The sequence below is a fragment of the Ignavibacteriota bacterium genome, from assembly GCA_016707525.1.
Classification (GTDB): domain Bacteria; phylum Bacteroidota; class Ignavibacteria; order UBA10030; family UBA6906; genus JAGDMK01.
Map to the genome: position 1 here is coordinate 395,591 of JADJHP010000002.1, position 26,372 is coordinate 421,962.

At 62.0% G+C, this 26,372-nt stretch carries 18 protein-coding genes; all 18 read left to right on the top strand.

All coding sequences use genetic code 11. From position 1 onward, the window contains the following. Nucleotides 1-1,623 carry an amidohydrolase family protein gene (locus IPI01_05395; protein ID MBK7257232.1) on the top strand — a complete coding sequence of 541 codons (1,623 nt, stop codon included), beginning with the start codon at nt 1-3 and terminating at the stop codon, nt 1,621-1,623. Continuing rightward, the gene (locus tag IPI01_05400; GenBank protein ID MBK7257233.1) at nt 1,623-3,995 is read left to right on the top strand and encodes a hypothetical protein; all 2,373 of its coding nucleotides are present in this window, start codon (nt 1,623-1,625) and stop codon (nt 3,993-3,995) included. The genes IPI01_05395 and IPI01_05400 overlap by 1 nt, the downstream gene beginning before the upstream one ends. A 10-nt stretch (nt 3,996-4,005) precedes the next feature. Next, nucleotides 4,006-4,992, top strand: coding sequence for a hypothetical protein (locus IPI01_05405; GenBank protein ID MBK7257234.1), 987 nt, complete (start codon nt 4,006-4,008; stop codon nt 4,990-4,992). A gap of 66 nt (nt 4,993-5,058) precedes the next feature. Continuing rightward, nucleotides 5,059-6,390, top strand: coding sequence for a hypothetical protein (locus tag IPI01_05410; protein ID MBK7257235.1), 1,332 nt, complete (start codon nt 5,059-5,061; stop codon nt 6,388-6,390). Next, a complete protein-coding gene (locus tag IPI01_05415) occupies nt 6,387-8,171 on the top strand; it encodes a hypothetical protein (GenBank protein ID MBK7257236.1) in 1,785 nt (594 codons plus the stop codon). The genes IPI01_05410 and IPI01_05415 overlap by 4 nt, the downstream gene beginning before the upstream one ends. Next, complete coding sequence (locus IPI01_05420) at nt 8,168-9,172, top strand: hypothetical protein (protein ID MBK7257237.1); 1,005 nt, start codon at nt 8,168-8,170, stop codon at nt 9,170-9,172. Before IPI01_05415 ends, IPI01_05420 begins: the two co-directional genes overlap by 4 nt. Before the next feature lie 12 nt (nt 9,173-9,184). Continuing rightward, the gene (locus tag IPI01_05425; GenBank protein MBK7257238.1) at nt 9,185-10,195 is read left to right on the top strand and encodes a hypothetical protein; all 1,011 of its coding nucleotides are present in this window, start codon (nt 9,185-9,187) and stop codon (nt 10,193-10,195) included. 15 nt (nt 10,196-10,210) lie between these two features. After that, nucleotides 10,211-12,097 carry a hypothetical protein gene (locus IPI01_05430; protein MBK7257239.1) on the top strand — a complete coding sequence of 629 codons (1,887 nt, stop codon included), beginning with the start codon at nt 10,211-10,213 and terminating at the stop codon, nt 12,095-12,097. Further along, nucleotides 12,094-13,038, top strand: coding sequence for a sugar kinase (locus IPI01_05435; GenBank protein ID MBK7257240.1), 945 nt, complete (start codon nt 12,094-12,096; stop codon nt 13,036-13,038). Before IPI01_05430 ends, IPI01_05435 begins: the two co-directional genes overlap by 4 nt. Continuing rightward, nucleotides 13,035-15,716, top strand: coding sequence for a hypothetical protein (locus IPI01_05440; protein MBK7257241.1), 2,682 nt, complete (start codon nt 13,035-13,037; stop codon nt 15,714-15,716). The genes IPI01_05435 and IPI01_05440 overlap by 4 nt, the downstream gene beginning before the upstream one ends. 276 nt (nt 15,717-15,992) lie before the next feature. Beyond that, nucleotides 15,993-16,658 carry a fumarylacetoacetate hydrolase family protein gene (locus IPI01_05445; GenBank protein ID MBK7257242.1) on the top strand — a complete coding sequence of 222 codons (666 nt, stop codon included), beginning with the start codon at nt 15,993-15,995 and terminating at the stop codon, nt 16,656-16,658. 86 nt (nt 16,659-16,744) lie between these two features. After that, nucleotides 16,745-17,896, top strand: coding sequence for a M20 family metallopeptidase (locus tag IPI01_05450; GenBank protein MBK7257243.1), 1,152 nt, complete (start codon nt 16,745-16,747; stop codon nt 17,894-17,896). Further along, nucleotides 17,896-18,825, top strand: a complete 930-nt coding sequence (locus IPI01_05455) for an ROK family protein (protein MBK7257244.1) — start codon at nt 17,896-17,898, stop codon at nt 18,823-18,825. The genes IPI01_05450 and IPI01_05455 overlap by 1 nt, the downstream gene beginning before the upstream one ends. Further along, nucleotides 18,822-19,925: a hypothetical protein gene (locus IPI01_05460; GenBank protein ID MBK7257245.1), complete on the top strand. Its 1,104-nt coding sequence runs from the start codon at nt 18,822-18,824 to the stop codon at nt 19,923-19,925. The genes IPI01_05455 and IPI01_05460 overlap by 4 nt, the downstream gene beginning before the upstream one ends. A 36-nt stretch (nt 19,926-19,961) precedes the next feature. Beyond that, a complete protein-coding gene (locus IPI01_05465; GenBank protein ID MBK7257246.1) occupies nt 19,962-22,178 on the top strand; it encodes a hypothetical protein in 2,217 nt (738 codons plus the stop codon). A gap of 63 nt (nt 22,179-22,241) precedes the next feature. Beyond that, nucleotides 22,242-23,069 carry a hypothetical protein gene (locus IPI01_05470; protein ID MBK7257247.1) on the top strand — a complete coding sequence of 276 codons (828 nt, stop codon included), beginning with the start codon at nt 22,242-22,244 and terminating at the stop codon, nt 23,067-23,069. Further along, nucleotides 23,066-23,995 (top strand): 1-phosphofructokinase family hexose kinase, encoded by a 930-nt coding sequence (locus tag IPI01_05475; protein ID MBK7257248.1) that lies wholly within the window; start codon nt 23,066-23,068, stop codon nt 23,993-23,995. Before IPI01_05470 ends, IPI01_05475 begins: the two co-directional genes overlap by 4 nt. A 34-nt stretch (nt 23,996-24,029) precedes the next feature. Then, nucleotides 24,030-26,366 (top strand): hypothetical protein, encoded by a 2,337-nt coding sequence (locus IPI01_05480; GenBank protein MBK7257249.1) that lies wholly within the window; start codon nt 24,030-24,032, stop codon nt 26,364-26,366. The last annotated feature ends 6 nt before the right edge of the window (nt 26,367-26,372 follow it).

Consider the following 26,372-nt stretch of genomic DNA (forward strand, 5'->3'; position numbering starts at 1 on the left):
ATGGAGCAGCGTATCTTCATAGATGCAAATGCGTGGGTCGGACGGCGCGGGCTTAAGGATATCGAGACACCCTTCGAGACCGAGACCCTGCTGGAGGAGATGGAGTGGTGTGGGATCCAGGGTGCGCTGATCGCGCATGCGCTGGGGAAAGAATATACCCCCGACTGGGGCAACCGTGCGTTGCTGCACGAGCTGAAGAAGAGTCCGCGCCTCTATGGCGTCTGGAGCGTGATGCCGCACCACACCGGCGAGATGGCCCCGCCCCGTGAGGTCATCCAGCAGATGCGCGACAACAACATCCGTGCTGCCAAGATGTATCCCCGCACGCATCATTATTTCTTCAACGAAGACAGTTGTGGTGCACTGCTCTCGGCTCTTGAGGAGGAAGAGATCCTTCTCATCCTTGAGGGGGGTGGGACGTACGGCCCCGATATCATGGACCCGGCGAATCAGGTGCTGCTCAGCGAACTCGACGCGATGCTGACACTGCATCCACGCCTGCCGGTCCTTTTGCAGAATTCACGGTGGGATGCGACGCGGTATCTCCATACCCTGATGACCAAGCATCCCCGCCTTCATATGGAGTTCTCGAGCCACCAGGGCAACCACGCCCTGGAGGAATTCGCCGGGTGGTTCGGTGTGGAGCGTGTGCTCTTCGGGTCGGGCGCACTCGACAAGTCGCCCGGTGCTGCCAAGGCGTTCGTGGACTATTGCACGCTGCCGGAAGAGCAGAAGATGCTGATCGCCGGCGGGAACATCGCACGCCTCCTCAAGTTGAAGCAGGGCCCCCCGATGTACCGGGCGAAGCGTACGAAGGACACGATCCTTGCGGCCGCCCGCGAAGGAAGACCGATCCGCGACGCGCTGGTCATCGATGCCCATGCGCACATCGCCCACGACGGCGCGGTGGGCGTCGGGTTCATCCATCAGCCGTTCTCCGATGCGCAGTCGATGTGGGAACGGGCAAAGTTGATGGGCATCAAGCAGATCCATATGAGCGCGTGGCTGTCGGTGTGGTCGGGCCATGACGATGGCAATCGGGTCACGGCCGACGCCATGAAACGGTTCCCGAAGTTCTACTACGGTTACGCCGCGCTCCATCCGGCCTACGTGAAGGATTGGAAGAAAGAGATCGCGCGCGTGCACGGCAAGCACCGCATGACGGGGCTCAAGCCCTATCACCCGCGCACGGATCTCGGCTACAGCGACCCGGCATGGTCGACCTGGTTCGACTACGGCAACCGGCACCGCCTGTACACGCTGCTGCACCCGTCAGCGAACTTCGGGCCGGAGCTCGATGTGATCCTTCCGAAGTACCCGGATATGACGTTCATCCTGGCGCACCAGGGGGGGTCGTTCAAGGAAGCGCGGCGTGGCATCGAGTACGCACAGAAGTACAAGAATGTGGCCCTGGAGATCACGCTGACGGCTGCGACCTATAAGGTCATCGAGTTCATGGCGGAGCATGCCGGGGCGGACCGCGTCTTGTTCGGTACGGACCAGCCGATGCGCGATCCGATCCCGCAGTTCGGGTGGATGGCGTATGCGCACTGCACGCTTGAGGAGAAGCGGAAGATGTTCGGCCTCAATATGAAGAAGATCCTCCAGCGTGTGAGGTGGTGATGGTGTCTCTCCGCACGATCGCCGTTCTCGGAGCACTCGCCGTCCTGCCCGTGCAGGGGGGCGCCGGGAGTGCACAGCGTGTGGAGATGACGAACAGACATCTGAGGATCGTGCTCACGCAAGCCGGCGGGCGATGGAGCGAGGCCTTCGAGGTGAGATCCGGCCGGGGCTGGGTCCCCGTTCTGACGGCCGGCCACCGTCTCCGGACGGATCCATCGATCCACGCGGACGGCGGAGAAGTGGACGCGGGATATACGGTCCTGAAGAAAGCGCCCACCGTCAACGGCATACAGGAAGTGGAACTCTCCGGCCGGACGGGTGGCCTCGTCATCAGGAAGCGCCTCTCCCTCGGTCCGGACGAGGAATTCGCCCATGTAACGCTCCGTGTCCGTGTCAACGGCAGTGCCGGCCTGAGCCGGCTGCTGGCTTCGTACACAGCGTTCCCGCGGGATACCGGTTCGTTCAAGGGTGTCCCTCCGGAGTTCGTGTTCACACCCGTGTTGCGTCCGGAGGAACAGGATGTCATCGGGGACCATGTGTTCCGGTCTCCGGCCCTGATGATGCAGCGTGGTCAGCGTTTCATCGCGGTCGTGCCCGACCCCGATCTGATGAACACTCCCGGGGCGCGGGTGCGCACCGCGGCGGATGTGCAGATGGGTGATGGCGCTTCTCCGTTGATCGCCTATGGGTTCATGCCATGGGCAGTGCGCGGTCACGTCCTGTACCGGCATACGGATTCGATGAGTGTGTCCGTCACAGACACCTCTCTGGCGTTTGGCTATTACGTGTTCTGCTCCGCTTCGGCTCCCGACCGGGAAGGATACCGTTCCGTGGTGCATTTCCTGTGGGAACGGTTCGGCCACGCCGCGTTCGCCGCGCCGGGTGGACCGCAGCACGAACCGTTCGCCGCGTACATCCACAAGGCATGGGATGAATATCTTCCCACAGTCACGATGGACGCGACGTACGGAGGGCGGCCCGTAACACTTCTGCGGCAGGGGCGGCTGGCCTGGAGCAACCGCCTCCCGCGTGAGGCGGACAACGATAGCTGGTTCAATGTCTGGTTCAATGCCCTCCGGACCGCGTACGGCATGGCGTTCTACAGTGAACGGTCCCACCGGCCGGAACTTGCCCGTCAGGCCGAAGGAGTGCTGAACCTCGCGCTCAGTGCGCCCCAACAGGGCGGCATTGCGCCGAGTATCTTCTATGTTGATAGTACCGGAACCGGCCATTGGGTCGGCGATCATGCGTGGGGTGGGATCGGGAAGGGAGAGTATCTCCCGATGTTCCACAATGCATGGACAGGTGTGTGGCTTCTCCGGTGGGCGGGGTTGCGGCCCGACCGGTGGCCGGAGATCCTTGCGTACACAGGCAGGCTGGCAACGTTCCTTGTGAGGAATCAGCGGGCAAGCGGGGTCATCCCGTCGTGGTACGATCCGTCGACGTTGCAGCCGGCGGAAGCGTTTCGCGATGAGAACGCCGAGACCGCCGGCGCGGCGCTGTTTCTCTCCGAGTTCGCACGGAAGACCGGTGACGAGGCGGCACGCGTGGCAGCCGAGAAGGCCATGGGCTATGTGCTCCGGGAGATCGTGCCGGACCGCAAGTGGTTCGATTTTGAGACGTTCTTTTCCTGTTCACGCAAACCGCTCGGGTACTTCGACAGGTATACAGCCCAGCATCCGCAGAACACCCTCTCGATGCATCAGGCTGCTGAGGCCTGCCTGTCGCTGTACGGCCTGACCGGGAAGAAGGAGTATCTGGACCGCGGCCAAGCGATACTGGACTATCTCGGCCTGTACCAGCAGGTCTGGAGCCCGCGGTGGTTGTCGTGCGACCTGTTCGGGGGGTTCGGTGTCCAGAACACGGACGGTGAGTGGAGCGATTCGCGGCAAGGGTATTTTGCCGAGACGTATATGCGTTTCTACGATGCAACGGGAAAGCGTGAGTACTTTGAACGCGGCGTTGCTGCTTTGCGGGCCATGTTCTCCCTGTTTGAATCCGCGACGTCGCCGCGCACGGCAGAGAACTATGCACATGGCGGGCGCGATGCGCTTGCCGGGGTGACGGGATTGCACTGGGGGACCGGGAGTTCGGTCGTTTCGGCGCATCTGATCACCGCTGCGTATGGCGATGCCTACATTGATGCCGCTGGCAGGTGGGGAGCAGGGATCGATGGGTGCAGGGTCTCCAACGTGACGGTCCGCGGTGATCGGGTGCAGTGTACCGTCACGGATGATGTCTCCTTGCACCGCACACTGCGCCTGGTGGTCGGCGGCACGGGATCGTCGGGGTATCGCGTGACGGTGAATGGCAAAGAGCTGGGAAGGTTCGATGCCGCGGCTTTGAAGAAAGGGATCGACGTTGATATCTGAACGGTGGCCGATGATACTGCGGAAACACGGTCTTCTCCTCCTCCTCGCGGTGACAGTAGCAGGGAGCGCGCTGGCAGGTGAGACCATCTATATGTCGGTGTTGAGTTCCCGGAAACATGCCTGGGGAAAGAATGACTTTCCGGTGATAGGCCTGTTCGTCAGCACGGACGCGGGGAGATCGTGGGTGCACCGCGGATGGCGCGAGTATATCCGGATGTTCTACACGGAAGCCGGCCCCGACGGTGTGCTCTGGTCGGCGTGCGGGAACGGCGTCCTGCGGTCGAAGGATGACGGCGCAACCTGGCGTGTCACCACCGGTTCCGACGTCACCGAGGTACTCCGTCTGAGTGTCGATCGACGTGACGCCCGGCGCATCGCCGCGGCCACCGCGTACGGGCCGATCCTGAGCGTCGATGGAGGAGACCGGTGGCAGTTCATCGATCAAGGATTGCCGACGCGGTTCACCGGGGATATCATCATCGACCGTTCGCAGGGGGCGCTGCTGGTGGCGACGGAGAAGGGGATCTTCAAGCGGGCGGCGACGGGTACACGATGGCGCCCGACTACGATGACGAAGGATACCAGAACGATCGTCCAGCACTCGACCGAGCCGCGGATCTTCTATGCCGGTACGGAAGAGGATGGCGTATGGCGTTCGGACGATGGCGGGCAGACATGGAAAGCGCATAACGTCGGGCTTGCGCACAAGACGGTCTATGCTCTTGCGACAGCGCCGGGAGTCTCCGGCGCGGTCTATGCCGCAACGTTCGGCGGAGGGGTCTATCGGTCCGATGACGGCGGGAAGAGCTGGCATCAGAAGTCGAAGGGCCTGACGATCCTGGACTGCCATGCCGTGCAGGTGCTGCCATCGAGCCCGACGACCGTTCTCGCCGGGACGCTGAATGGCGGGCTCTTCATCAGCACGGATGCGGGCGAGACCTGGGTCTTCAATGGTCAGGCGGACGCACAGGTCTGGGGTTTGTGCGTACGCAACTAAGAACTAAGAATTCTTAATTCTTAATTGAATTGAGAGTTGGCAATTGGTAATTGAGAGATGGAGTGAATGGCTGGTGAGCGGACATATGACTGGCGGCAACTGAAGGACCGGTGGCAGCGGGCCGATGCGCTTATCCGCACCTGGTGGGATGCCGATCTGCGGCGGGCGGGAGAAGATGAGGTCCGGGATCCGCGCTGCAATCAGGTCTGGTTCGTGGATGACGAGCACCGGGCCCGTGAGCAGAAGGGCGCCGCCGCTGATGCCTTCACGCTCCTGTATCTTCCGTTCCCGTACGTGTCGGCCGGTGGCAGCGAGGCGGCATTCCCGGAGATGTACTGCTGGGATATCCCGTTCATCAACCGTGCACTCCTCCTCCACGGCCGCCCGGAGATCGTGCGCCATCACCTCCTGAATCACCTCTTTCTTATCGACCGCTATGGCTTTGTCCTGACGGGCAACCGGACATACTACCTGACACGGTCGCAAACACCCTTGCTCGCAGATGCCGTGGTGCGCTATGTGCGCCATACCGGCGACCGGGATATGCTTCTGCGGTCGTATCCCTCGTTGCGGCACGAGTACGAATGCTACTGGACCGCTCCCCCGCATCTGACCGCGACCGGACTCTCCACGAATGTCGATGCGGGCGATACACGCCTGCGTGCCGAGCTCGCCGCGGAGGCGGAGTCCCTGGATTTCACGCCGATCTATGATGGCGATATCCGGCAGTGCGTTCCGCTGCAATTGAACTGTGCCCTCGTGCGGTATGAGGAGAGCCTCGCGTGGATCGCACAGCAGATCGGCCGGCCCGACGAAGAGCAGATGTGGCTTGGGCGGGCCGACAAACGAAAGGGGCTCATCCGTCAGTATTGCTGGGACCGTGCCGTGGGGTTCTTCTTTGAATACAGCATGACGCGCGCGGGCCGGCTGCCCTTCTGGTCGCTCGCCGGATTCTGGGCGATGTGGGCTGGTGTTGCCACGCGTGAGGATGCTCTGGCGATGGCCCCCCACCTCCGGCGCTTCGCATTTCCGTTCGGCCTCACCGAAACCGATTGCGCCTATGCGAGTCCGCACCCCGAGTTCACCTGGCTGCAATGGGGGTATCCATCGGCCTGGCCCCCCAGCCAGATGATCGTCGTCGAAGCACTCGACCGGTATGGCCTCCATGCGGAGGCGGAGGAGGTTGCCGGCGCGTACGTCCGTTGCCAGTTGGAGGAATTCGACAGGACCGGAAAGTTCTGGGAAAAGTACAATGGCGTGGAGGGTAGCTCCCGCCTGCCGCGAGAGCGGACCCCGTGTGTCCCCATGCATGGATGGTCAACAGCCTCTGTCGTCTGGCTCGGCCACCGCCTCTTCGGCGCACACGGTTCACCTGTTGCACCCGGGAATATGCCATGACACTTCTGTTGCGCTTGATGGGGTACGTGCTTCTGCTTCTTGCGATCTCGCCGCTGGTGGGGCGGGCCGATGGTTTTGACCAGCGCCGCGATCGGCTGCTGCAGGTCGCTGCCGCGGAGCAGGAATACAACCTGATGACGGTCCTGGCCAAACTGACGACGCGGACCGACCTCGACCAGGCCTATGTCATGCTCGACTCCATGGCACATGACCGGGCGATGGGTGGGATGTTCTTTGCCTACAGCATGATGGGCGTCTATCTGCACGCGCATGATGTCCTTCCGGATTCTCTGCGGACGAAGATCCGTGAGGCGTTCCGGGTGCGCACCATGTATCGCGGCGACACCGAGAACCACTGGGTGATGTACTACACCGGCATGTATCTGGCGGCGCAGACGTGGCCGGGCGAACCGGGCACCGCGTGGTTCAACGGAAAGAGTTCCGATGAGAACCTCTCGGAAGCGACAGGGTGGCTTCAGCAATGGATGCACACCACGGTCACCATCGGGCAGGGAGAGTTCGATTCCCCCACGTATATGACCGTGTTCCTCTGTCCGATGCTCCTCCTGCAGGAGTTCGCCGCGGATCCGGCCATGAAGATGAAGGCCGGGATGATGGTGGACCTGTTGCTCGCGGATTTTGCCGCGGAGCATCTGAAGGGGAATTTTGGCGGCGGACACGCCCGCGATTACCCCGACGATATCGTGAATCCTCTGTCCGCACCGAGTACGATGTGGGCGTGGCTCTATTTTGGCCAGCCGGAGATGGAGCAGTGGAAAGAGGCCCGGTACCGGCCCCGCCATCGCGGCTCATGGGAGACGGTCTTCGCCGCGGCAAGCTCTTACCGGCTGCCGGAGATCATCAGGCACATCGCCACCGACAGGTCGAAGCCCTACGTCCACCGTGAAAAGAAACGCGTCCGGAATGTCATCCGGTTCAGCGCGGAGAAGAACCCTCCCGTGTACAAGTATACGTACATGTCGCCCCGGTACGTGCTCGGTTCGATCCAGGGGGGCATTCTCCAGCCGATCCAGCAACACACGTGGGATGTGACCTTCTCGTCGACGCGCACGCACAATACGTTGTTCTCGCTTCATCCCTTCGCTTCCGGCAAGGAGCTGGCGATGTTCTTCCCTGAAGAGCAGAAGTTCCTTGCGGGAGAAGTGGACCGGTACCATCTCGTCTATACGAACCCCGGCAAGTGGAACTCCAGTTCGCCATACGAGCAGACCTTCCAGCACAGGAACGATCTGATCGTGCTGTATGATATCGCCGACAGCGTCCGCCACCCGCATGCGGATGGGTTCTTCCCGAAGACATTGGATGAGCGTATCGTTGACCCGACCGGATGGATATGCGCGCGGTGGGATTCGGTCTATGTCGGGGTGTTCCCGCTCAGCGCGGCAGAGTGGATCCCCGACAGCATCTGCTGGCGGTGGAGGAGCACTTCGCGGAAGACCGGCTGGGTCGTTGAGGTGCGCTCGTACGAAGAGGCCGGAAGCTTTGATGCGTTCCAGCGATCGCTCCGTTCCCGTGTTCCGGATGCGGCAGGGTTCGCACGGACCGGGTCCGTGGCATTCACGACGGCAGGTGGTGACCGCATGGCATTCGGGCTGCAGGGGTCAAGGAAGGTGAATGGCCGCGCGGTGAGTTTCAAGGACTATCCGCTGTACGACGGTCCCTGGATGCACGCGCGGGTCGGTGAAGGGGTGATCACCCTGACCGATGGCATCAAGACACGCGTCCTCGATTTCAATAAGGGAGAGGTGCGGGAACGATGAGCCGCAGTCACCTCCTTGTGACACTCCTTCTCGCCGGGGCTGCCGCCAGCACGCTGGCCGGAGAGCCGGGTGGAGTTCCGCCGCCACGTGTCCATGCCGCGGTGTATCTCGTGCGCGGCAGTGTTGTCGGGTCGAACGTTGGCGCCTATGGGCCGTACGTCCGGGAATCTGATACGACCTGGCGCAGGATATCCCGATCGAACCTGATCACGTTTGGGTTCGCAGCGCACGTCCGCGATGCCGACCGCCGTCTGTATGTGGCTGCGGGGAACGGGCTGCACCGTTCAACCGATGATGGCGCGACATGGAAGATCATCACCGGTTGGAAGACCATGGAGATCATGTCGGTCCTGCCGGACGCTCACGATGCGAAGCGGGTCCTGGTCTCATCCCCATGGGGAGTGTACCGGACCACGGATGACGGTGCGACCTGGCATGAGAGCATGAAAGGCATGCGCTCGTGGTACGTCCGCTCGCTCGCATACGACCTGTACTCGACGGGGACCATCTATGCGAAGACCGAGGACGACATCTATAGTACATCGGACCGGGGTGTGAGCTGGCGGCCGATGCGGGCGGGAAAGGGTGTGGTGACGGCGTTCCTTCAGATCCCTCCGTCTCCGGGGCGATTTCTGGCTGCGTTCGAGGACCAGGGGATACGCTTGACGACAGATGGCGGGAAGACCTGGCGGCGGACGGAGACACCGTCACAGACATCGATCTATGCGATCGCATCGTCAGCCGATGGCCGCGTGATGTATGCAGGAGGCTGGAAGTCCGGTGTCTGGCGGAGCACCAACGGCGGGATGCGTTGGGAACAGATGTGGCGTGATGACGCTGTGGAAAGCTTTTTCTGCTTTCTGGTGGATCCGGAGCGTCCGGAACATGTGTACGCGGGTACCGATGGGAACGGCGTGTATGAATCCAGCGATGGAGGCGTGCACTGGTCGTTCGCCGGGTTGCGGGGCGGGAAGATCAAACATCTCTTTCTCTATCCTTAACGGAACATGCGCATGCGCGTCTTGTCCTTACCTTTGATCGCGGCTGTTCTCGCCGGTGTGCCGGCGGGGAACGTGGCCGCGCAGAATCCGGAATCCACGGTGTATGTCTCCGTGGTTGCGACGAAGCTCTTCGTCGTCGGGGCCGCGAATCCCCGCACGGGCATTCATTTCCAACACCCTTCAGCGGATACGGTGTGGCAACACACCGGCGCCGTGAATATCCGCGCGTTCGGCGTGGCCGTGCAGCCGGGTACGGAACGGAAGGTGTTGTACATCGCTTCCGGCAATGGCGTGCACAGGTCCACCGACGGCGGTGCAACGTGGAAGATCACGACGGGCTGGAACATCACCGAGGTGCAGTGTGTGAGCCCGGACCCCTTCGATCCCGATCGCGTGTATATCGGCACACCCTACGGCGTGTTCCGGAGCGCCGACGGATGCCGGACATGGCAGGAGGCGAGTGCAGGCCTGGGATCCCGGTTCATCTCCCAGGTGACGGCGAGCCCCCTGGTGAAGGGCCAGGTGTATTGCGCCACCGAGAGCGGGGCGTACATCAGTACGGATGGCGCCATGACGTGGAAGCGGATGGGACTCAGTGTCGGGGGGGTGCGCACGCTCGTCCAGCACCCGCGCAACCCGGCGGTGTTTGCTGCAGGGACGGAAGACCACGGGTTGTACATGTCGACCGACGGCGGCACGGTGTGGACGCGGCGTGAGGCAGGGATCGATCATCTCACGTTCTACGCGATCGCCTTCGATCCGACGACACCGGACACGATGTACGCGTCGGGGTACGTGACCGGTGTCTACCGGTCGGTGGATGGAGGGACGTCGTGGAAGCGCGTGAACGATGGCCTGTCTGTCCTCTCATTCAAGTGCCTCGCTGTGGACCCGCGTGACAGCCGCCGCGTGTACGCAGGAGCGTATTGGGGCGGCGTCTACGTGACCGAAGACAGGGGTGGTCACTGGAGATCCATAGGGCCGCCGGATTCGCAGGTGTGGACCATTTCCATTCAACCGTAAAGAGTGAGAGCTGCCATGACTGTCCGATCGTACCTTCTTGTCATTCTTATCTTCGCCGGTGCCGGCTCCTCCCTTGCGCAGACCCGTGAGGAATATCTGAAGGCCTACACCGCGCGTGCCACCGAGATACGCCATTCCTTCGACACTTCGGCCGCGGTCTCCTACTATGGCATCGCCGCACGGTATGCCTCCGGGAACGGTATCGCGGTCGCCGATAGCCTGTTTCAGGTCGCTCTGCGTGAACCGCGTGGCGATATGTTCTGGATGTTCCCGGTGATCGGTGCCTACCTGCACGGAAAGGATGTCATGTCGCCGGCAACCAGGGCCGCCGTGCGCAACGCCTGGAAGACCTATGCACCGTACCGCGGCGACACGGAGAATCACTGGGCGATGTACTACTCGACCCTGTATCTTGCCGCCGAGCAGTGGCCGGGCCTGCCGGGGTCGGAATGGTTCAACGGCAAGAGCTCCACGGAGAATCTTGAAGAGGCCCGTGAGTACATCATCCACTGGATACGGATCACCACCACGATCGGGCAGGGGGAATTCGATTCTCCCGACTACTTCCCGGAATATGCGATCTCGATGTGTCTGCTCTCGCAGTACGCGCAGGATCCCGTGATGAAGAAACGCGGGCAGATGATGTACGACTATGTCCTCGCCGATTTCGCCGCGGAGCATCTCGACGGCCAGTACCTGGGCGGCTTCAGCCGGATCTATCAGCCGGCGGTGTACAAGCCGCTCCTTTCCGGCGCATCCGGGTTCGCATGGCTGTACTTCGGCACGGGCGAGGCACGGGATACTTCCGCCGGCCATCTGCCGCCGACACCCAAGGCCCGTCCCCCGGGAGAATCGCCCTACTCCGGATGGCAGGTGCTCCCGGCGTTGAGTGACTACCGGCTGCCCGAGATCATCTACCGGATCGCCACCGACCGCTCCAAGCCGTATCTGCACAAGGAACGGAAACGTGTCCGCAACGTGATCCGGTTCGGTACGGAAAAGAATCCACCGGTCTACAAGCAAACCTATGTCACCGCCGACTATGGCATCGGGGCGCTGCAGGGCGGACTCCTCCAGCCGATCCAGCAGCATACCTGGTGCGTGCGGTTCAGCACAGGCCGGCCGTATACGACGATCTTCGGCCTGCATCCGTATTGGTCCAGCCAGGAACTCGGCATGTTCTTCCCCGAGGAGATCAAGCCGTTGATCGCCGATGTGGTGGCTTCCAAAGGGACATACAACAACCCCGACAAGTGGACGGGTGGGTCCCCGTACGAACGGACCTTTCAGAACAAGAACACGCTCATGGTCTTGTATGACATCCCGGCGGGGACGATGACCGAGCATATCGATGGTTTCTTCCCCGGATCGTTGGAAGTGCGAACGACGGATGCATCCGGCTGGATCGTGTGTAAGGCGGGGAAAACGTATGTCGGCTGGTATCCGCTGCAGGCAACGGAATGGATCGCGGAGACCGACCCCCCGGGACAGCAGAAGAATGTGATCGGGAGGCCCGAGAACATGCGCGACCAGCAGTCGGGACCCATCAACTGGCGCCTGCGCAGCCACACGTTGCAGAACGGCTACGTGATCGAAGTGCGTTCCGAGAAGGAAGTGGGGAGCTTTGATGCGTTCGTTGCGCAGTTGCGTACGCACATTCCCCGTGCGACCCTCGTCCCCGGCAAGGTCGCCGTCGAGTACGTCTCGATCGGCAAGGACCGGATGACGTTCGGCTTTCCGGAGAGCCGCATGCTCAACGGCAAGAAGGTGGACCTGACCTCGTATCGCCTCTTTGACGGTCCCTTCCTGCATGCCGATGTCGGCAGCGAAACCCTGACCATGACCTGGGGGGGCATGACGCGCACCCTGAATTTCAAGAACGTGACGATAAGCGAGAAATGAAGAATTCGACCGCACGCACCGATGTCGTTCTTGCCGGCCTTGCCCTCGTTGACGTGATCGGCAGGCCGGTGGATATCCATCACCCGCCCCGCCGCGGAGGGTTGCAGATCATGGAGTCCATGACGCTCACCACCGGCGGCAACGTCGCCAATTGCGGTATCGACCTCGCGAAGCTCGGCTTCCGTGTCGGTGCCATCTCCCGTATCGGAGACGATCCGCTCGGGGATTTCGTCCTCCGGCATCTGGCGAAGTACCGGGTCCAAACGTCGGGTGTGACCATCGACCGCAAGGCGCAGACCTCGGCGACATTCGTGGCAGTGGAGAAGGGGGGCGAGCGGACCTTCTTCCATACGCGTGGATGCCTGCGGAGTTTCCGGGTCGCCGATATCATGAAACACCTCCCCCTGATCGCCCGCACGAAGATCTTTGCTCTCGGCTATCTGGGCCTCCTGCCGGAATGCGAGCCGCATCTCCCGCGCCTGTTCGCCGCGGTGAAGCTGCGCACCGGAGCGGCGACGCTTCTGGATACGGGTGGCAATCCCAGGAAGAACCCCGGGCTCCTGAAGCGCATCCTGCCGTATGTGGACTACTTCATCCCAAGCCGGGAGGAGGCTGCCGTCCTCACGGGTGCGTCGTCCCCGACCGGCATGGTGCAGACATTCAGAGCCTGGGGTGCACGCGGGGTGGTGGGCATCAAACTCGGTTCCGACGGATGCTACATCACCGATGGAGACCGCGCAGCGACGTTGCCGGCGGTGAAGGTCCGCCGCGTCGTCGATGCGACGGGCGCGGGTGATGCCTTCGTGGCCGGATTCCTTGCAGCGACCCTGCGCGGGTTCGCGCCCCTCGACGCTGCGCGCAGAGCCAACGCGATCGCCGCATCCTGTGTGACGGCGGTCGGCGCTTCCACCGCGATCAAACCATTTGACGAGTACCGATGACCCCGACCTATCATATCGTTTCGCATTCCCACTGGGACCGTGAGTGGTACAAGAGCTTCGAACAGTTCCGCTCGATGCTGGTGAATATGGTCGATGACCTGATCGACCTTCTCGAACGGGACCCGGAATACCGCTGCTTCACCCTTGATGGACAAACCGTGGTCGTGGACGATTATCTCGCCGTCCGACCGGAGCGGGAGGCGACACTCCGCCGGCTGGTGGAGGAGGGCCGTCTCGTCATTGGCCCGTGGTACGTCCTCCCCGATGAGTTCCTTGTGAGCGGGGAAGCGACCGTGCGGAACCTCATGCATGGGACGAGCACCGCGCGACGGTTCGGCGGCACGATGGACGTTGGCTACATCCCCGACAGTTTCGGGCATATTGCCACGATGCCAGCGATCCTCGCAGGATTCGGCATCCCGACGGCATTGGTCTACCGGGGGTTCGGAGGTGAACCCGGACAGAATTCCTCGGAGTACCGGTGGCATGCGCCTGATGGTACCGAGTGCCTGTTGGTGCATCTGTTTCGCCACGGGTACAGTGCAGGATACTTCCATCAGGAGACCGACGAACAGATCCTCGGAAGGTTTGTGGGGCTCAAGGAGGAACTCGATGCCCGTGCGGCGACGTCGCACCGGCTCATCATGAACGGCGGTGACCATCACTGGCCGGATCCGCGGCTGCCGCAGACGCTGAAGCTCCTCCGTTCCCATTTCGACGGGCATTTCGTGCACAGTACCGTGCCGGCCTATGTGGATGCCGTGCGGCGCGAAGTGGGAGACCTCCCGCATCTTCATGGCGAGCTCCGGTTCGGATACCGGTACGCGTTTGCGGTGCTGGGCGGCGTGTACTCCAGCCGTATGTATATCAAGCAGGCGAACTGGCGCGCACAGACGCTGCTCCAGCGGTATGCCGAACCGTTGAATGCCCTGGGCGTGCTCGCGGGCATGCGCTCACAGCAGCCTCTCGTGCGACAGGCGTGGCGCACACTGATGCAGAATCATCCTCACGACAGCATCTGCGGCTGCAGCATCGATCCCGTCCACCGCGAGATGATGACGCGCTTCGCCGCGGTCACGGATATCGGCAATGGCATTGTCGATGAAGGGGCGAATGCCCTCATTCCGTACGATGATCTCGCGGCGGGGGATGACAGGGCACTGTTCTTCATGAACCCCGGCCCCGTGCCACGCTCCGAAGTGGCGAACGCGGAGGTCCGGTTCTATCTCCAGGATATCGTGGTGGGCCTGAACCCGGATGTGCAGGTGGCACCGAAGCTCCCTCCCGTCAAAGCATTCGGGCTCTTCGATGCATCCGGACGAGAGGTCCCGATCCAGCTCCTCGGCAGGGCTCACGGGTACGATATCACATACACACGCTACAACTATCCGAAACAGACCTACGCTGAACGGTTCTCCGTGCTCGTCGATGCGGCCGATGTTCCCGCGATGGGATTCAAAGGGCTGACCGTCCGGAAAAAGAACACGTTCACCCGCTTCCCCTCATCCGTCAAGGCCGGGCCACGCTTCATCGAGAATGCATTTCTCCGGGCGGACGTCACGCCGAATGGACAGGTCGTGCTCACGGACAAGACCACGGGAGCCGTGCTGAAGGGGCTGCACCTGTTCGAGGATACGGGCGACGTCGGCGATGAATACAACTATTCGTATCCAAAGAAGGACCGGCGGATCCTCTCCACGGCATCCCGTGCACGGATCGAGCGGGTCGAACGGGGACCACTCCGTGCGTCCCTGCGGGTCAGTATCACCATGCAGGTGCCCGTGGCGGCGACCGACGCACGCACGGCCCGCATGACACGACGCGTCCCGCTGAAGATCTCGACCACCATCGCCCTGGCCCGGACATCGCGGAGCCTCTCCTTCGAAACCACGGTCGTCAATGAAGCCTCCGACCACCGCTTCCGTGTCCTGTTGCCTGCCGGGATCGCCACCGACACGGTCCATGCAGATGGCCAATTCGCCGTTGTTGAAAGGACCCAGAAGTCCTACGACACGAAGAAGTTCACGATCGAACACCCTGCGGCGGTCGCCCCGATGCAGCGTTTCGTCGCAGTGAGGAATGACGAGCGCGCGATGATCGTGATCACCGACGGCCTTCCGGAATATGAGCTGCTGCTTGACGGCAAAGGGACCATCGCTCTGACGCTTCTGCGGTGCGTCGGATTGCTCGCCGGCGAGGACCTCCTCACACGTCCTGGCGGAAAGGCCGGTTGGCACAATGAGACCCCTGACGCCCAGTGCCATGGCACGCACACGTTCCGCTATGCCGTGATGCCGATGTCCCGCAGCGCTCTGGACCGGAGGTCGGAACTGGAAGCAGAACTTGAGAGCTTCAACGTACCGCTCCTTCCTCTCCGGAGAAAGAATGACGGGGCACTGCCGATGGAAGGTTCGCTTCTGCGGTTGGAAAGCGGTCGGTTGACGATGAGCGCGTTCAAGCAGAGTGAGGATGGTACGGCATGCATCCTGCGTTTCTACAATTCCGGCACCACGGCATGCGACGAGACCGTGCGCTTTGCACGGCCGGTGCGCCAGGTGGACCTTGCGCGGCTTGATGAGACGCCGGTGCGGGCGCTTGCCGTGGAGACGGATGGGGCGGTCCGGTGTACCGTACCGCCGTCAGGTATCATCACCCTGCGTATCACCTTTGGCGCATAAGCGAATGCTCATGCGCGAGTTCCCGATCCGAGGAGGAAACCGGTCATGAAGGTGGCTCAGTGGGAAAGCGAGGATGGGCTCTTTGTCGGCCTGGAGGTGGATGGGCACTGGATCAACTACAGCAAGGCGAGCGCGATCTACTACGCGCTGCTTCATGATCTGGTGATTCCGCCCAGGCCAACGATCGAGGTGTTGCTTGAGCAGGGCCAGTTCGACGTGAAAGAGTTCCGGGCCATAGCATCGTTCATCCGGAAGAACACACTGCAGCGGTATATGATGCCGCCCGGAGAAGTGGTGCTGAAGGCACCGCTGATGCGGCCGCGGAAGATCGTAGCGCTCGGGCTGAATTACGGCCTCCATGTCAAGGAAGGTTCTCTCGCGAAGCCCTCGGAGCCGGTGCTGTTCATGAAAGCGGGATCGAGCGTCATCGACCCCGGCGCACCGATCCGGATACCCCGGGGCCTTGGCCGGATGGATCATGAGGTGGAGCTGGCGGTGGTGATCGGGAAGAAGGCGAGCGGTGTGAAGCGGACGAAGGCCTTCGAGCATGTGGCCGGCTATACGATCTGCAATGACGTCACGGCCCGTACCCTGCAAACCGAGGATATCAACCGCCGCTACCCGTGGTTCCGCACGAAAAGTTTTGATACCTTTACTCCGCTGGGGCCATGGATCGTCACATCCGACGCCATCCGCCAGCCGGTCAGGCTGGATATCGAATGCCGCGTCAACGGCAAGGTGCGCCAGCGGTCGAACACCAGGCACATGCTGTTCGACATCCCTGCGATCGTAGAGTACGTGAGCCGGTACATCACGCTGGATCCGGGCGATGTGATCTCTACGGGAACACCGGAGGGGATCGGGCGGATCGAGCATGGTGATACTGTGGCCTGCAGGATCGAAGGGATCGGAGAACTGAAGAACCCGGTCCTCCATCGCTGATCCCGCCCTGTGGGAGACGGCATGAGGATGGAGTTGCAGGGCGCCCCGGCATGGGGAGCATGTGTGAGCAGGAACATGGTGGACTGATGAACAGCGTTGCACCTACGAACGACCCGGCATGCCGGTTGCTCGCCGAACTTGTACGGATCCCGAGCGTGAATCCGATGGGCCGCGCCATGAGCGGGGGCGCGTACGGCGAAGCGGCCCTGGCCGAGCACGTTGCCGCGTTCCTGCACCGGCATGCCATCGATGTCCACGTCACGGAGGTCGCACCCGGCAGGCCGAACGTCACCGGCTATGTGGACGCCGGAGCTGAACGGACGCTGTTGTTGCAGGCACATCTCGACACGGTGCATGTGGAAGGGATGAGCATCGCACCGTTCGGTGCAGAGATCAGGGATGGGAGCCTGTACGGCCGCGGGGCCTGCGATACCAAGGGTTCGCTCGCGGCATTTCTGCAGGCTGTTGTCGAAGCCGTGCAGCATCCGGAGAAATTGCGGTACAACATCGTGATCCTCGCGACGGCCGACGAGGAGTATCAATTCACCGGGGCGCGTCATGCAGTGTATTCGGGGTTGAAGGCGGACATGGGGATCGCCGGCGAGCCGACGTCGCTGCGCATCATCCGGGCGCACAAGGGTGTGGTGCGGTGGTACCTGCGCACCAGGGGAACCGCTGCACATGCGGCGTATCCGGCACGGGGTGAGAATGCGATCTACAGGATGGGGCATGTGCTCACGCGGCTTGAATCCTATGCCCGCGACCTGGCCGCCGGCACGCCCCACCCCTTGCTCGGCACGCCGAGTCTGAGCGTGGGCGTGATCGAGGGAGGGCAGGCGGTGAACATCGTCCCGGATGCATGCCGCATCGAGATCGACCGGCGGACGCTGCCCCATGAGGATGCGGCCGCAGTGATCGAGGCTGCCGGGTCATGCCTGCATGGGATCGACGGGTGGGAGATGGCACCCCCGCATCTCGTCGCGGGGGGCATGGATATCGCTGAAGGGGCAACGGTCGTCCGGGAACTTGCGCAGGCGATCAGGGGTGTGACCGGCGGGGCGGCCGTTGAGGGCGCGTACTATGCGACGGACGCCGGGGCCTTCAATGCCGGAGGGATACCGACCGTGGTGTTTGGTCCGGGCGACATCGCGCTGGCGCATACGGCCGCAGAACACATCCCGCTTGCCGAACTGCGTCAGGCAACAGATATCATCCGCTCACTCCTTGTCGGACACTGATGATCCTGGGATTCGATATCGGCGGAACGAAGACGGCGGTCGTGCTCGGGACGCGCGAAGGGAAGATCATCCAACGCCGGGAGATGCGTACCGAACCGGGGCGTGGATTCCATGCCGTGTTCGACGAGATGTGCCGTCTTGGAGAGGATCTGCGCATCACACACGGGCATGGTGTGGACGCGGTGAGTGTCTCTGTCGGCGGGCCGCTGGATGTGGGCCGCGGTATCATTCTGTCGCCACCGAACCTCCCCGGCTGGGATGCGATCCCGCTCAAAGAGCTCCTCGCGACACGCTTCCTTCTCCCGGTGTATATCGAACACGATGGCAACGCCGGCGCCCTTGCCGAATGGAAATTCGGGGCCGCGCAGGGAAAGCGGAATGTGATCTTCCTGACCATGGGAACGGGGTTTGGCGGCGGGTTCATCCTGGATGGACGGTTGTATCGAGGGACGACCGACATGGCTGGAGAGGTCGGACACCTGCGGATCGCAGATGATGGCCCACCGTGTTACGGGAAATCCGGATCGCTTGAAGGGTATGCCAGTGGCACGGGCATCGCGCTGCTTGCGCACAGGATGTTCCCCGGCCACTGGCCGCAGATGCTGAGTGTGCGTGAACTCGCCGATGAACACCGCGCCGGCTCGGCCGAGGCGAAGGCAGTGTTCACCATGGCAGCGAAGCGCTTTGGCCGCGGACTGGCATTGCTTATTGATACGCTCAATCCGGAGTGCATCGTTCTGGGGGGGCTCGGGATGCGGCTGCAGGATGTTTTCGTCGAGCCGGCCCTGCGGACTGCGAAAGAAGAGTCACTCCCACGGGCGTGGGAAGCCTGCCAGATCGTCCCCGCCCAACTCGGAGAATCCATCGGTGATCTCGCGGCCCTGTGTGCCGCCATCGACCAGGCACCACACCAGGAACAGCATACATGACATCGCGCTACGCGCATATCCCTCTTGGTAATGCGAGGCCGGACATCACCCGGTTCGTGGACACATTGATGGGCCGGCGTACAGGACAGCGTCCGCCGCTCGTTGAATACATCGTCGATGATGTGGTGATGCGGCCTGTCCTGAAGGAGCTGCTCGGAAGAGAGTGGGTGCTTCCCGGACCCGGCCGTCCCGAGTTGGAGAAGTTCCTCGACAATTTCATCATGTTCTGGCATGGGATGGGGTATGACTTCATCCGCTTCGAACAGAGTCTGCCGTTCCCCGAGCATCAGATGTTCATCCCGGACGCGGCGCCCGGATCCCCGAAGGACCGCGCCTGGCCCGATGAGCATCATGGTGCGATCATGACATGGGACGACTTTGAACGCTATCCGTGGCCGACGGTGGAAGCATTCGACTTCTCGCAACTCGAATATCTGAACGGACATCTGCCGGAAGGGATGGGGCTCATCAGCAGCCATGGCGGCGGCGTCTTCGAGCACCTCTCCTGGATCATGTCCTTTGAGGGCCTGTGCACGGCGCTGTATGAGACGCCGGACCTTGTGCAAGCCATCACCGACAAACTCGGCACGCTCATGACCGGGTTCTACAAGCATCTTCTGGACCTTGATCATCTGGCGGTGGTGTTCCCGGGAGATGATATGGGGTACCGGTCCGCGACGATGGTGTCGCCGCGTGATCTGCGGACCTACATCCTGCCCTGGCACAAGAAGTTCGCGGCCATGGCCCACGCCCACGGGCGGCCGTATTTTCTGCACTCCTGCGGGAAGGTCATGGCGATCATGGACGACCTGATCAATGATGTGGGTATCGACGGCAAGCACTCGTATGAGGATGCCATCATGCCTGCGGAAGAGTTTCAGCGGCAGTATGGAAGCCGTATCGCGGTCCTGGGCGGCCTCGACATCAACATCCTCTCCGGCAAGACCCCGGAGGACGTGCGCGCCCGCGTACGGGAATTGATCGGTACCTGTGGTCCGAAAGGCCGGTATGCGATCGGGTCCGGCAATTCCGTCCCGAGTTATGTCCCCGTAGAAAACTACCTAGCCATGATCGACGAAGCACATGCACCGAACTCCTGAGTTTCCCGTTCCATCCGTTCCGTTCTCATCGCCCTTGTGGCCTGCTGCACCATCAGCGGCACTCTGCACGAGGCATTCGCCCAGAAGGCCCGCTATCTCGTCGAGATACGCGCGGCGGCAGAGAAGGGATGGCGCGATCTCCCCGCGGGCCTGCAGAAGTGGCGGGAGAACCCGAACCACAGCGTCCTCTGGGGCTACAATTCGCCTCCACAGCCCCTGTATCTTGCCGGTGTCTATTCCTACCTCTACAAAGTGACGGGCCAGGAGCTCTATGCGGAGCGCAGCGTAGCTCTCCTGGCGGCGTATGGGGATCTCCGTCAAACATTGCCTGCCGGTTTCGAAGCAACGCGTGCTGAATATGAGCAGGGGGTGCCATCGATCTCCAATTTCTTCTACCTTCCTCCCTACGTGCGCGCGGTCCGGGAAGTGAAAGGGAGTGCGGCGTTCCAGGGGCCCGCACGGGAGAAGATCGAACGGGATGTAGCGGAGAGCATCGATTTCGTATTCCGTTTCCCGGAATGGGGAGCTCATAACCGTGCCGCTCTGCGTGCGGAGGCGCTGCTCGGTGCGGCCGAGGCGTTGCCGGACCACAAGAGCAGCGCCCGCTGGCGTGCGATGGCCATGGGGATCGGCGCCGACAATCTGCGCCACTGGGAGATCGAGGACGCAACGGTCTACCATCCCGTGTGGCTCCACGCCGTCCTCTCCTTCGGGGATATTGCCGGCCGGGCTGATGTCGCCCGTTCTCCCATGATGCACTATTATATGGAGTACTTTTCCCGGTTGATGGCACCGTCCGGGTTGATCCCTGATTACGGCGACGCGTATTGGCTTTCGTCCCTCGAAGGGCTCCGCATGGTCGCGATCTTTGAGCGCATGGCGGCGACATTCGGAGATCAGGGAGCAAAATGGGCCGCGCTGCGGCTGCTGGAAACGGCGAAAGGGTTCAGCGATACACTCAGCAGCGGAGACGCCTACTACCTGTGTGATGCACATCGATGGGCAAATGAAACGATCGTGCCCCGTCATCCCGAAGGGGGAAGCGAAGAAGTGATCGACGACGTCATCGGCAAGAAGGTGGTCTTCCGGAACGGGTGGGATCCCGCGTCGACCTATATGCTGCTGAACTACAGGGATGAGGGTGATGGCGGTTGGCTGGGACGGCACTATTTGCGCAACACCATCTCGGTCGAGGAGGAGAAGATGCACCACGGACATGCTGATGAGAACAGCATCGTCCTGTTGATGGACAGTTCCTCGGTCCTGCTGCACGATGCGGGCTACCGCAACGATCTTCCCAGCGGCGCCTTCGGGGCGTGGCGGCAGGACTACTTCCACAACCGTCTCGTGGTACGGAACGAAAAGAGGGACCAGCGGCAGAAGGTCCTCGCATTCGTGCAGAATTCCGGTGCATATCATGCCGTCCGCACCCAGAAGATCGACTTCGTGAGCCTGCGGGATGCAGACATGAGCCGCACCCGGGTCACGGATGAGACGCGCGGATATGTCTGGGACCGCATCGTGGCCTATGCCCGTGAACCCGGGGTCTTCGTGGTCGTGGATGGAGTGAAAGCGACGAGGCCGGACTATTTCACCTTCACGAATTTCTGGCATGCAGGTACGGTGCTGGATTCGAACAGGCATGCGTTCACGATCGCTGTGGATTCCATCGGCGAGGCCCCGGTGGCTGGCAAACGTGCACTGAAGGTACTGTTCCTGGAGAACACGGCGAAGACCGAGGGATATGAGCCGATCAGCAGGCATCGACGGACAGAGCAGGCGTTGTACCAGACCATCTCGTCGCACTACAAGGCCGGGGACATGGAAGTATTCGTCACCGCCCTGATCCCTGTGGATCGTGTCGCGCGTGGCGGGAGGATACCGCGTGTGAGCCTCGTTCCGACATCGCGTCCGATGCAGGCGGTCGCGGTCCGTATCGATGCAGGCGAAGATCGGCTGACATTGGGGATCAAGCTGGACCTGGAGTCGGAGATCGCACGGGAGAACATCCGGCCCCGGTATCAGTACGATCTTGGCCGCACCACCTACGGCGGTGCGGAGACCGATGCACACTTCTTCACGTTGCGCGAAGCGAACGGCGATGTAAGGGTATCGGCGGTGAACGTGCTGAAATTCGCATACGCGGGCACGACGATGATGTCCGCACTGCCGAATACCCACGGGCTCCAGCTTGACGGCAGCAAGCCGCGGGTAGGGTATTCGAAGTGGAGGGTGTGGGAGGGGACCAATTAAGAATGAAGAATTAAGAATTCTTGATTCTTAATTGAATTCATAATTGGAAAGGGATAATTCCGTATGGTGACCGGCAAAGAAGTCCGGCTGCAGAGGATCTGGAAGCATCGCCGCGCAGTGATCGTTCCCTTCGATCATGGCGGGTTCAGCGGTCCGCAACCGGGGATCGAGGACCTGCTGCGCCTCACGGAACGGGTCGCCCGGACACATGCCGATGGCATACTGGTCTCCGGAGGGATGATCCCGCATATCGCTCCCGCGGTGGGGACACTTGCCATCATGGCCCGTCTGGACGGAGGCTTCACGAAGTTCGCCCGGGGAGTGACGGACTACCAGCAGATGATGTCGGTACAGGATGCCGTTGCGATGGGTGCCGATGCGGGTATCGTCTTCACGCTCATTGGAACACCCGTCGAGTCCGCCTCGATCCACCGCCTGGGGATGAACGCCGGTGATGCCACGAAGGCCGGACTGCCACTCGCTGCGGAGATCATCCCTCCATCGTTGCTGAACAATCATTTCGGGATGCAGCTTTTCCCGAAACCGGCGAAGGGCGTGCATGTGAATGATGAGATCGCGCAGACGATGCGTATCGGTGCCGAAGCCGGAGCGGACATCATCAAGACAAGGTACAGCGGAGATGCCGACAGCTTCCGCCGGGCGGTGAAGTCCGCGCATGCGCGCGTGATCGTGGCCGGCGGGCCGCTGAGCTCGGGGTCCGATGAGGCGGTCCTGGAACTTGCCGCCGATTGCGTGAGCGCCGGGGCGGATGGCATCGTGTTCGGCCGCAATGTGTGGCAGCACCCGCGGATGGAGAAGATGCTTGCTGCGCTCTGCGCGATCGTGCATGAGGAAGAGACCGTTGCACGCGCCAGGAAACTCCTCCGATGATCACCACCGTCACCCTGAACCCGATGCTGGATAAGACGGTGTTCGTCACGGGCATCCGTCATGGCGCGATCGTTCGCGCAACAGGGATCGATATGGTCGTTGGCGGCAAAGGGGTGAATGTGTCCCGGCAGCTGTCCCGCCTCGGGATCCCGACGGTTGCAACGGGGTTCCTGGGCGGTGAGATCGGGGATCTGCTGGAACGCCTTCTGGATCAGGAGGGCCTCCGGCACAGGTTCGTGCGGGTGGCCGGGATGACCCGTGAGGGAGTGACCTACCTGGATGAAGCCGGAGTGATGACCAGTATCTTCGAACCTCCGCATGCAGCGACCGCGGAAGATGCCGTGGAATTGGAAACCATGTGTGCGGAGCTTGCCCGGGATAGTACATGGGTCGTCTGCTGCGGCAGTTCACCCTCCCCGGCGGCCGATCTGGTCTACCGGAACCTCATCGTGAACGTCCGCGCTGCGGGAAAACGGACGGCCCTGGACTCCTATGGAGCGCCGTTGCGCGCCGGGATCGATGCCGTCCCCGATCTCTTGAAGATCAACAGGCATGAGTATGAACAGACGTCCGGCAAGAACGCCCGAACGGAACCTGAGGTTCTTGCAGCACTTGATGCACTTCGCGGTGCGGGGATCCGCTGTGTGGTCCTGACGGACGGTGAGCGTGCGGTGTATGCCGCCGACGGAGCCTCCGTCTGGAAAGTGGTTCCCCCGTCGATCACAAGTGTCAATCCCACCGGCTCTGGCGACAGCATGCTCGCGGGGATGTTGTTCGGCATGGAGCAGGGGTGGGAGATGCCGGCGTGGCTCTCCTTCGGTGTCGCCGCCGGTGCGGCGAACGCTGCCGTGCGCGAGGTCTCCGCGTCCTCCCGCACGGCCATCGATGCATTGCTGGACAGGATCCGGCCCCAACAACTCGCATAATCAGCACGACCCGATCAACAGAAAAGGCATTGTCATGGCAACGCTGCAGCAGTATCTCTCACAGCTGAAGAAAGCTGAGTGCACCCCGGGTGGCCCGCTCGTCGAAGCGACCGTTGCGCGGGAGGTCATTGCGGGTTGGGCACCGGGGGCCGGCCTGCATGCGACGCCCGGAACGTTGGCCCCGGCAGGAACGCTGCGCATCGCTGTCGTCGGCAACGCAGCGGACGCCCGTGCGGTCCACCCCGCGCTCGATGGAAAGACCCATTGGATGATGGCGCGATGTGCCGGGGAGCAGGGGGCGGAGTTGCTCGCGTCCCATCCCCATCTGCTCTATCAACTCTGGACACTCGTCTCCGGCGAATGGAAAGACCTGGATGTCGCCGCGTTCCGGCAGGGGAAGATCGTGGTCCCCACATTTCCCGGGATGCGGCCGGTGTACGATATCTTCCTGACCCAGATCGCGCGTACGGTCCGGTTCTTCGACCGTGACGAACATTTCCGGACGATCGCACGTATGGGTTCTTCCTATGCCGAGGTCAACGGATTGGCGTTCGCGGTGCCGTTCGAGACCGGGCCGAAGGGCGAATTGCTGCATCGGTTCTATACGTACTGCCCCGCCTTGGATCAGTTCGTGACGAGCCGACTGAACAAAGGATTCTACGATCAGGATTATCTCCAGGCCAACCTGAACAACCTCAAGACCAACGCAGAGTATGCCGAGAAGTATGGCCTCACGCCCGGACTCGTCTGCTTCGAGCCGCGTTCGGTCCCCGATGAACTGCTCCAGCGGTATCCGGTCCTCCGTGGAGCGCGCGTTGATCATCCCATGCGCAGCTTCCGTCCCCGCTTCAATCTCTCCGTCGCCCATCCGGTGGTGCTCGATCACTATGCCGAGATGATGGGGAACCTGATGAACGAGGTCCCGAAGCTCGGCTATATGTCGATCTGGTCGAACGACAGCGGTGCCGGGTTCGAGTACACCAGTTCGCTCTACGTCGGCCGGAACGGCGGCGGGTATCTTGTGCGCGAATGGCTCGCCGCGAAGGACATTGCGGCGGCAGCAGCGATCAACCTGGTGCGCTTCATGAAGACCCTGCGCGATGCGGGCCGGAAGGTGAATCCGGGGTTCCGTACCCTCATCCGCCTCGAGCCCTTCTGGGAAGAGCATGACCATATCTGGAAACTTCTGGAGGATGGCCTCGACGTCGAAGTGTCGTCCCTGCTCACCAAGGGATGGGACCTCGCCTACAAGCATCCGAAATACGAGGAAGTGCCGCAGATCCATGGTACGGCACTCTATAGCACCTTCGTCGAGAAAGAGCGCGAGATCATGACCGATCTCGAATCGAAGGGTTCCTCTGCGGACATCTACTTCGTGCCCGGTATCCTCGGGAACCACGAGCCGCTCATCGGCATCCCGTTCCCCGGCCTCATCCACAGGAAGCTCCATGAAATGGCGGACCGCAAGGTGGAGACCGCCGCCTACCAGGGCGGCGTGACCCAGCCATCCTTTGCCCCGTACAATATCAATCAGGAGGTCATGCGCGCCTTCCAGTTCGACAGGAACATGGACCTCAAGGGATTCGTGCGGGAGAAAGCCGTTGCATGGATCGGAGAAGAACTGGCCGACGACCTTGTGAAGCTCTGGGAGATGTCCGAGGATGCCTACACGTCCTTCCCGATCCCCATGTGGATCTACTCCGGCTGGAGCGTGTGGTACCGCCTGGCGATCCGTCCGATCGTCCCGAACATCGAGGCGATATCGGAAGCCGACCGCACCTACTATGAGGATTTCCTCCTCGCCACGACGCACAACAAGACGCGTGTGGACTTCCGCTGGGATGTCGGGTTCGACCTGATGGAGCCCGAACGCGGCTGGAAGGCTGTCCAGCACATGGTCGATGATCTCTTCCCGGTCATGGAAAAGGCCGTTGCGCATGCTGCCGCGATCCTCGCGAAGGCAAAGACCGATGCGGCCCGGGCGTGTGCACAGGATCAGTACGACCGTATGCGGGCATTGCTGTGCTGGTACCGGACGCAATATGCGGTCACGGCGTGGGTGGCGGCGGTCCACACGTACCTCGGGACCACCGACCAGAAGGAGCGTGCACGGTGCAAGAATGTGCTCCGCTCGATGGTGCTCGGTGAGATCCAGAACACCAAAGACCTGCTTCATCTCTGGGAGAATGCCACGACGAACTGGATGATCATCTCCGACGTCGCGGAGACGACGTTCATCTACTATAAGAATCTCGGGGAACTTCTGAAAAAGAAGATCGCGCTCATGACCGGCCACGAAGATGATGATCCGTATGTGGATCCGGAATTCCAGTGGCGCGTACCAGGATTCACGCAGGATGCGAAGGCATAAGCATGG

Excerpts from the sequence above, each read along its gene's own strand:
- IPI01_05455 (MBK7257244.1), top strand. The coding sequence starts at position 17,896 with ATGATCCTGGGATTCGATATCGGCGGAACGAAGACGGCGGTCGTGCTC.
- IPI01_05420 (MBK7257237.1), top strand. The coding sequence starts at position 8,168 with ATGAGCCGCAGTCACCTCCTTGTGACACTCCTTCTCGCCGGGGCTGCC.
- IPI01_05400 (MBK7257233.1), top strand. The coding sequence starts at position 1,623 with ATGGTGTCTCTCCGCACGATCGCCGTTCTCGGAGCACTCGCCGTCCTG.
- IPI01_05460 (MBK7257245.1), top strand. The coding sequence starts at position 18,822 with ATGACATCGCGCTACGCGCATATCCCTCTTGGTAATGCGAGGCCGGAC.
- IPI01_05470 (MBK7257247.1), top strand. The coding sequence starts at position 22,242 with ATGGTGACCGGCAAAGAAGTCCGGCTGCAGAGGATCTGGAAGCATCGC.
- IPI01_05435 (MBK7257240.1), top strand. The coding sequence starts at position 12,094 with ATGAAGAATTCGACCGCACGCACCGATGTCGTTCTTGCCGGCCTTGCC.
- IPI01_05440 (MBK7257241.1), top strand. The coding sequence starts at position 13,035 with ATGACCCCGACCTATCATATCGTTTCGCATTCCCACTGGGACCGTGAG.
- IPI01_05395 (MBK7257232.1), top strand. The coding sequence starts at position 1 with ATGGAGCAGCGTATCTTCATAGATGCAAATGCGTGGGTCGGACGGCGC.
- IPI01_05445 (MBK7257242.1), top strand. The coding sequence starts at position 15,993 with ATGCCGCCCGGAGAAGTGGTGCTGAAGGCACCGCTGATGCGGCCGCGG.
- IPI01_05410 (MBK7257235.1), top strand. The coding sequence starts at position 5,059 with ATGGCTGGTGAGCGGACATATGACTGGCGGCAACTGAAGGACCGGTGG.
- IPI01_05450 (MBK7257243.1), top strand. The coding sequence starts at position 16,745 with ATGAACAGCGTTGCACCTACGAACGACCCGGCATGCCGGTTGCTCGCC.
- IPI01_05405 (MBK7257234.1), top strand. The coding sequence starts at position 4,006 with ATGATACTGCGGAAACACGGTCTTCTCCTCCTCCTCGCGGTGACAGTA.
- IPI01_05480 (MBK7257249.1), top strand. The coding sequence starts at position 24,030 with ATGGCAACGCTGCAGCAGTATCTCTCACAGCTGAAGAAAGCTGAGTGC.
- IPI01_05475 (MBK7257248.1), top strand. The coding sequence starts at position 23,066 with ATGATCACCACCGTCACCCTGAACCCGATGCTGGATAAGACGGTGTTC.
- IPI01_05415 (MBK7257236.1), top strand. The coding sequence starts at position 6,387 with ATGACACTTCTGTTGCGCTTGATGGGGTACGTGCTTCTGCTTCTTGCG.
- IPI01_05425 (MBK7257238.1), top strand. The coding sequence starts at position 9,185 with ATGCGCGTCTTGTCCTTACCTTTGATCGCGGCTGTTCTCGCCGGTGTG.
- IPI01_05430 (MBK7257239.1), top strand. The coding sequence starts at position 10,211 with ATGACTGTCCGATCGTACCTTCTTGTCATTCTTATCTTCGCCGGTGCC.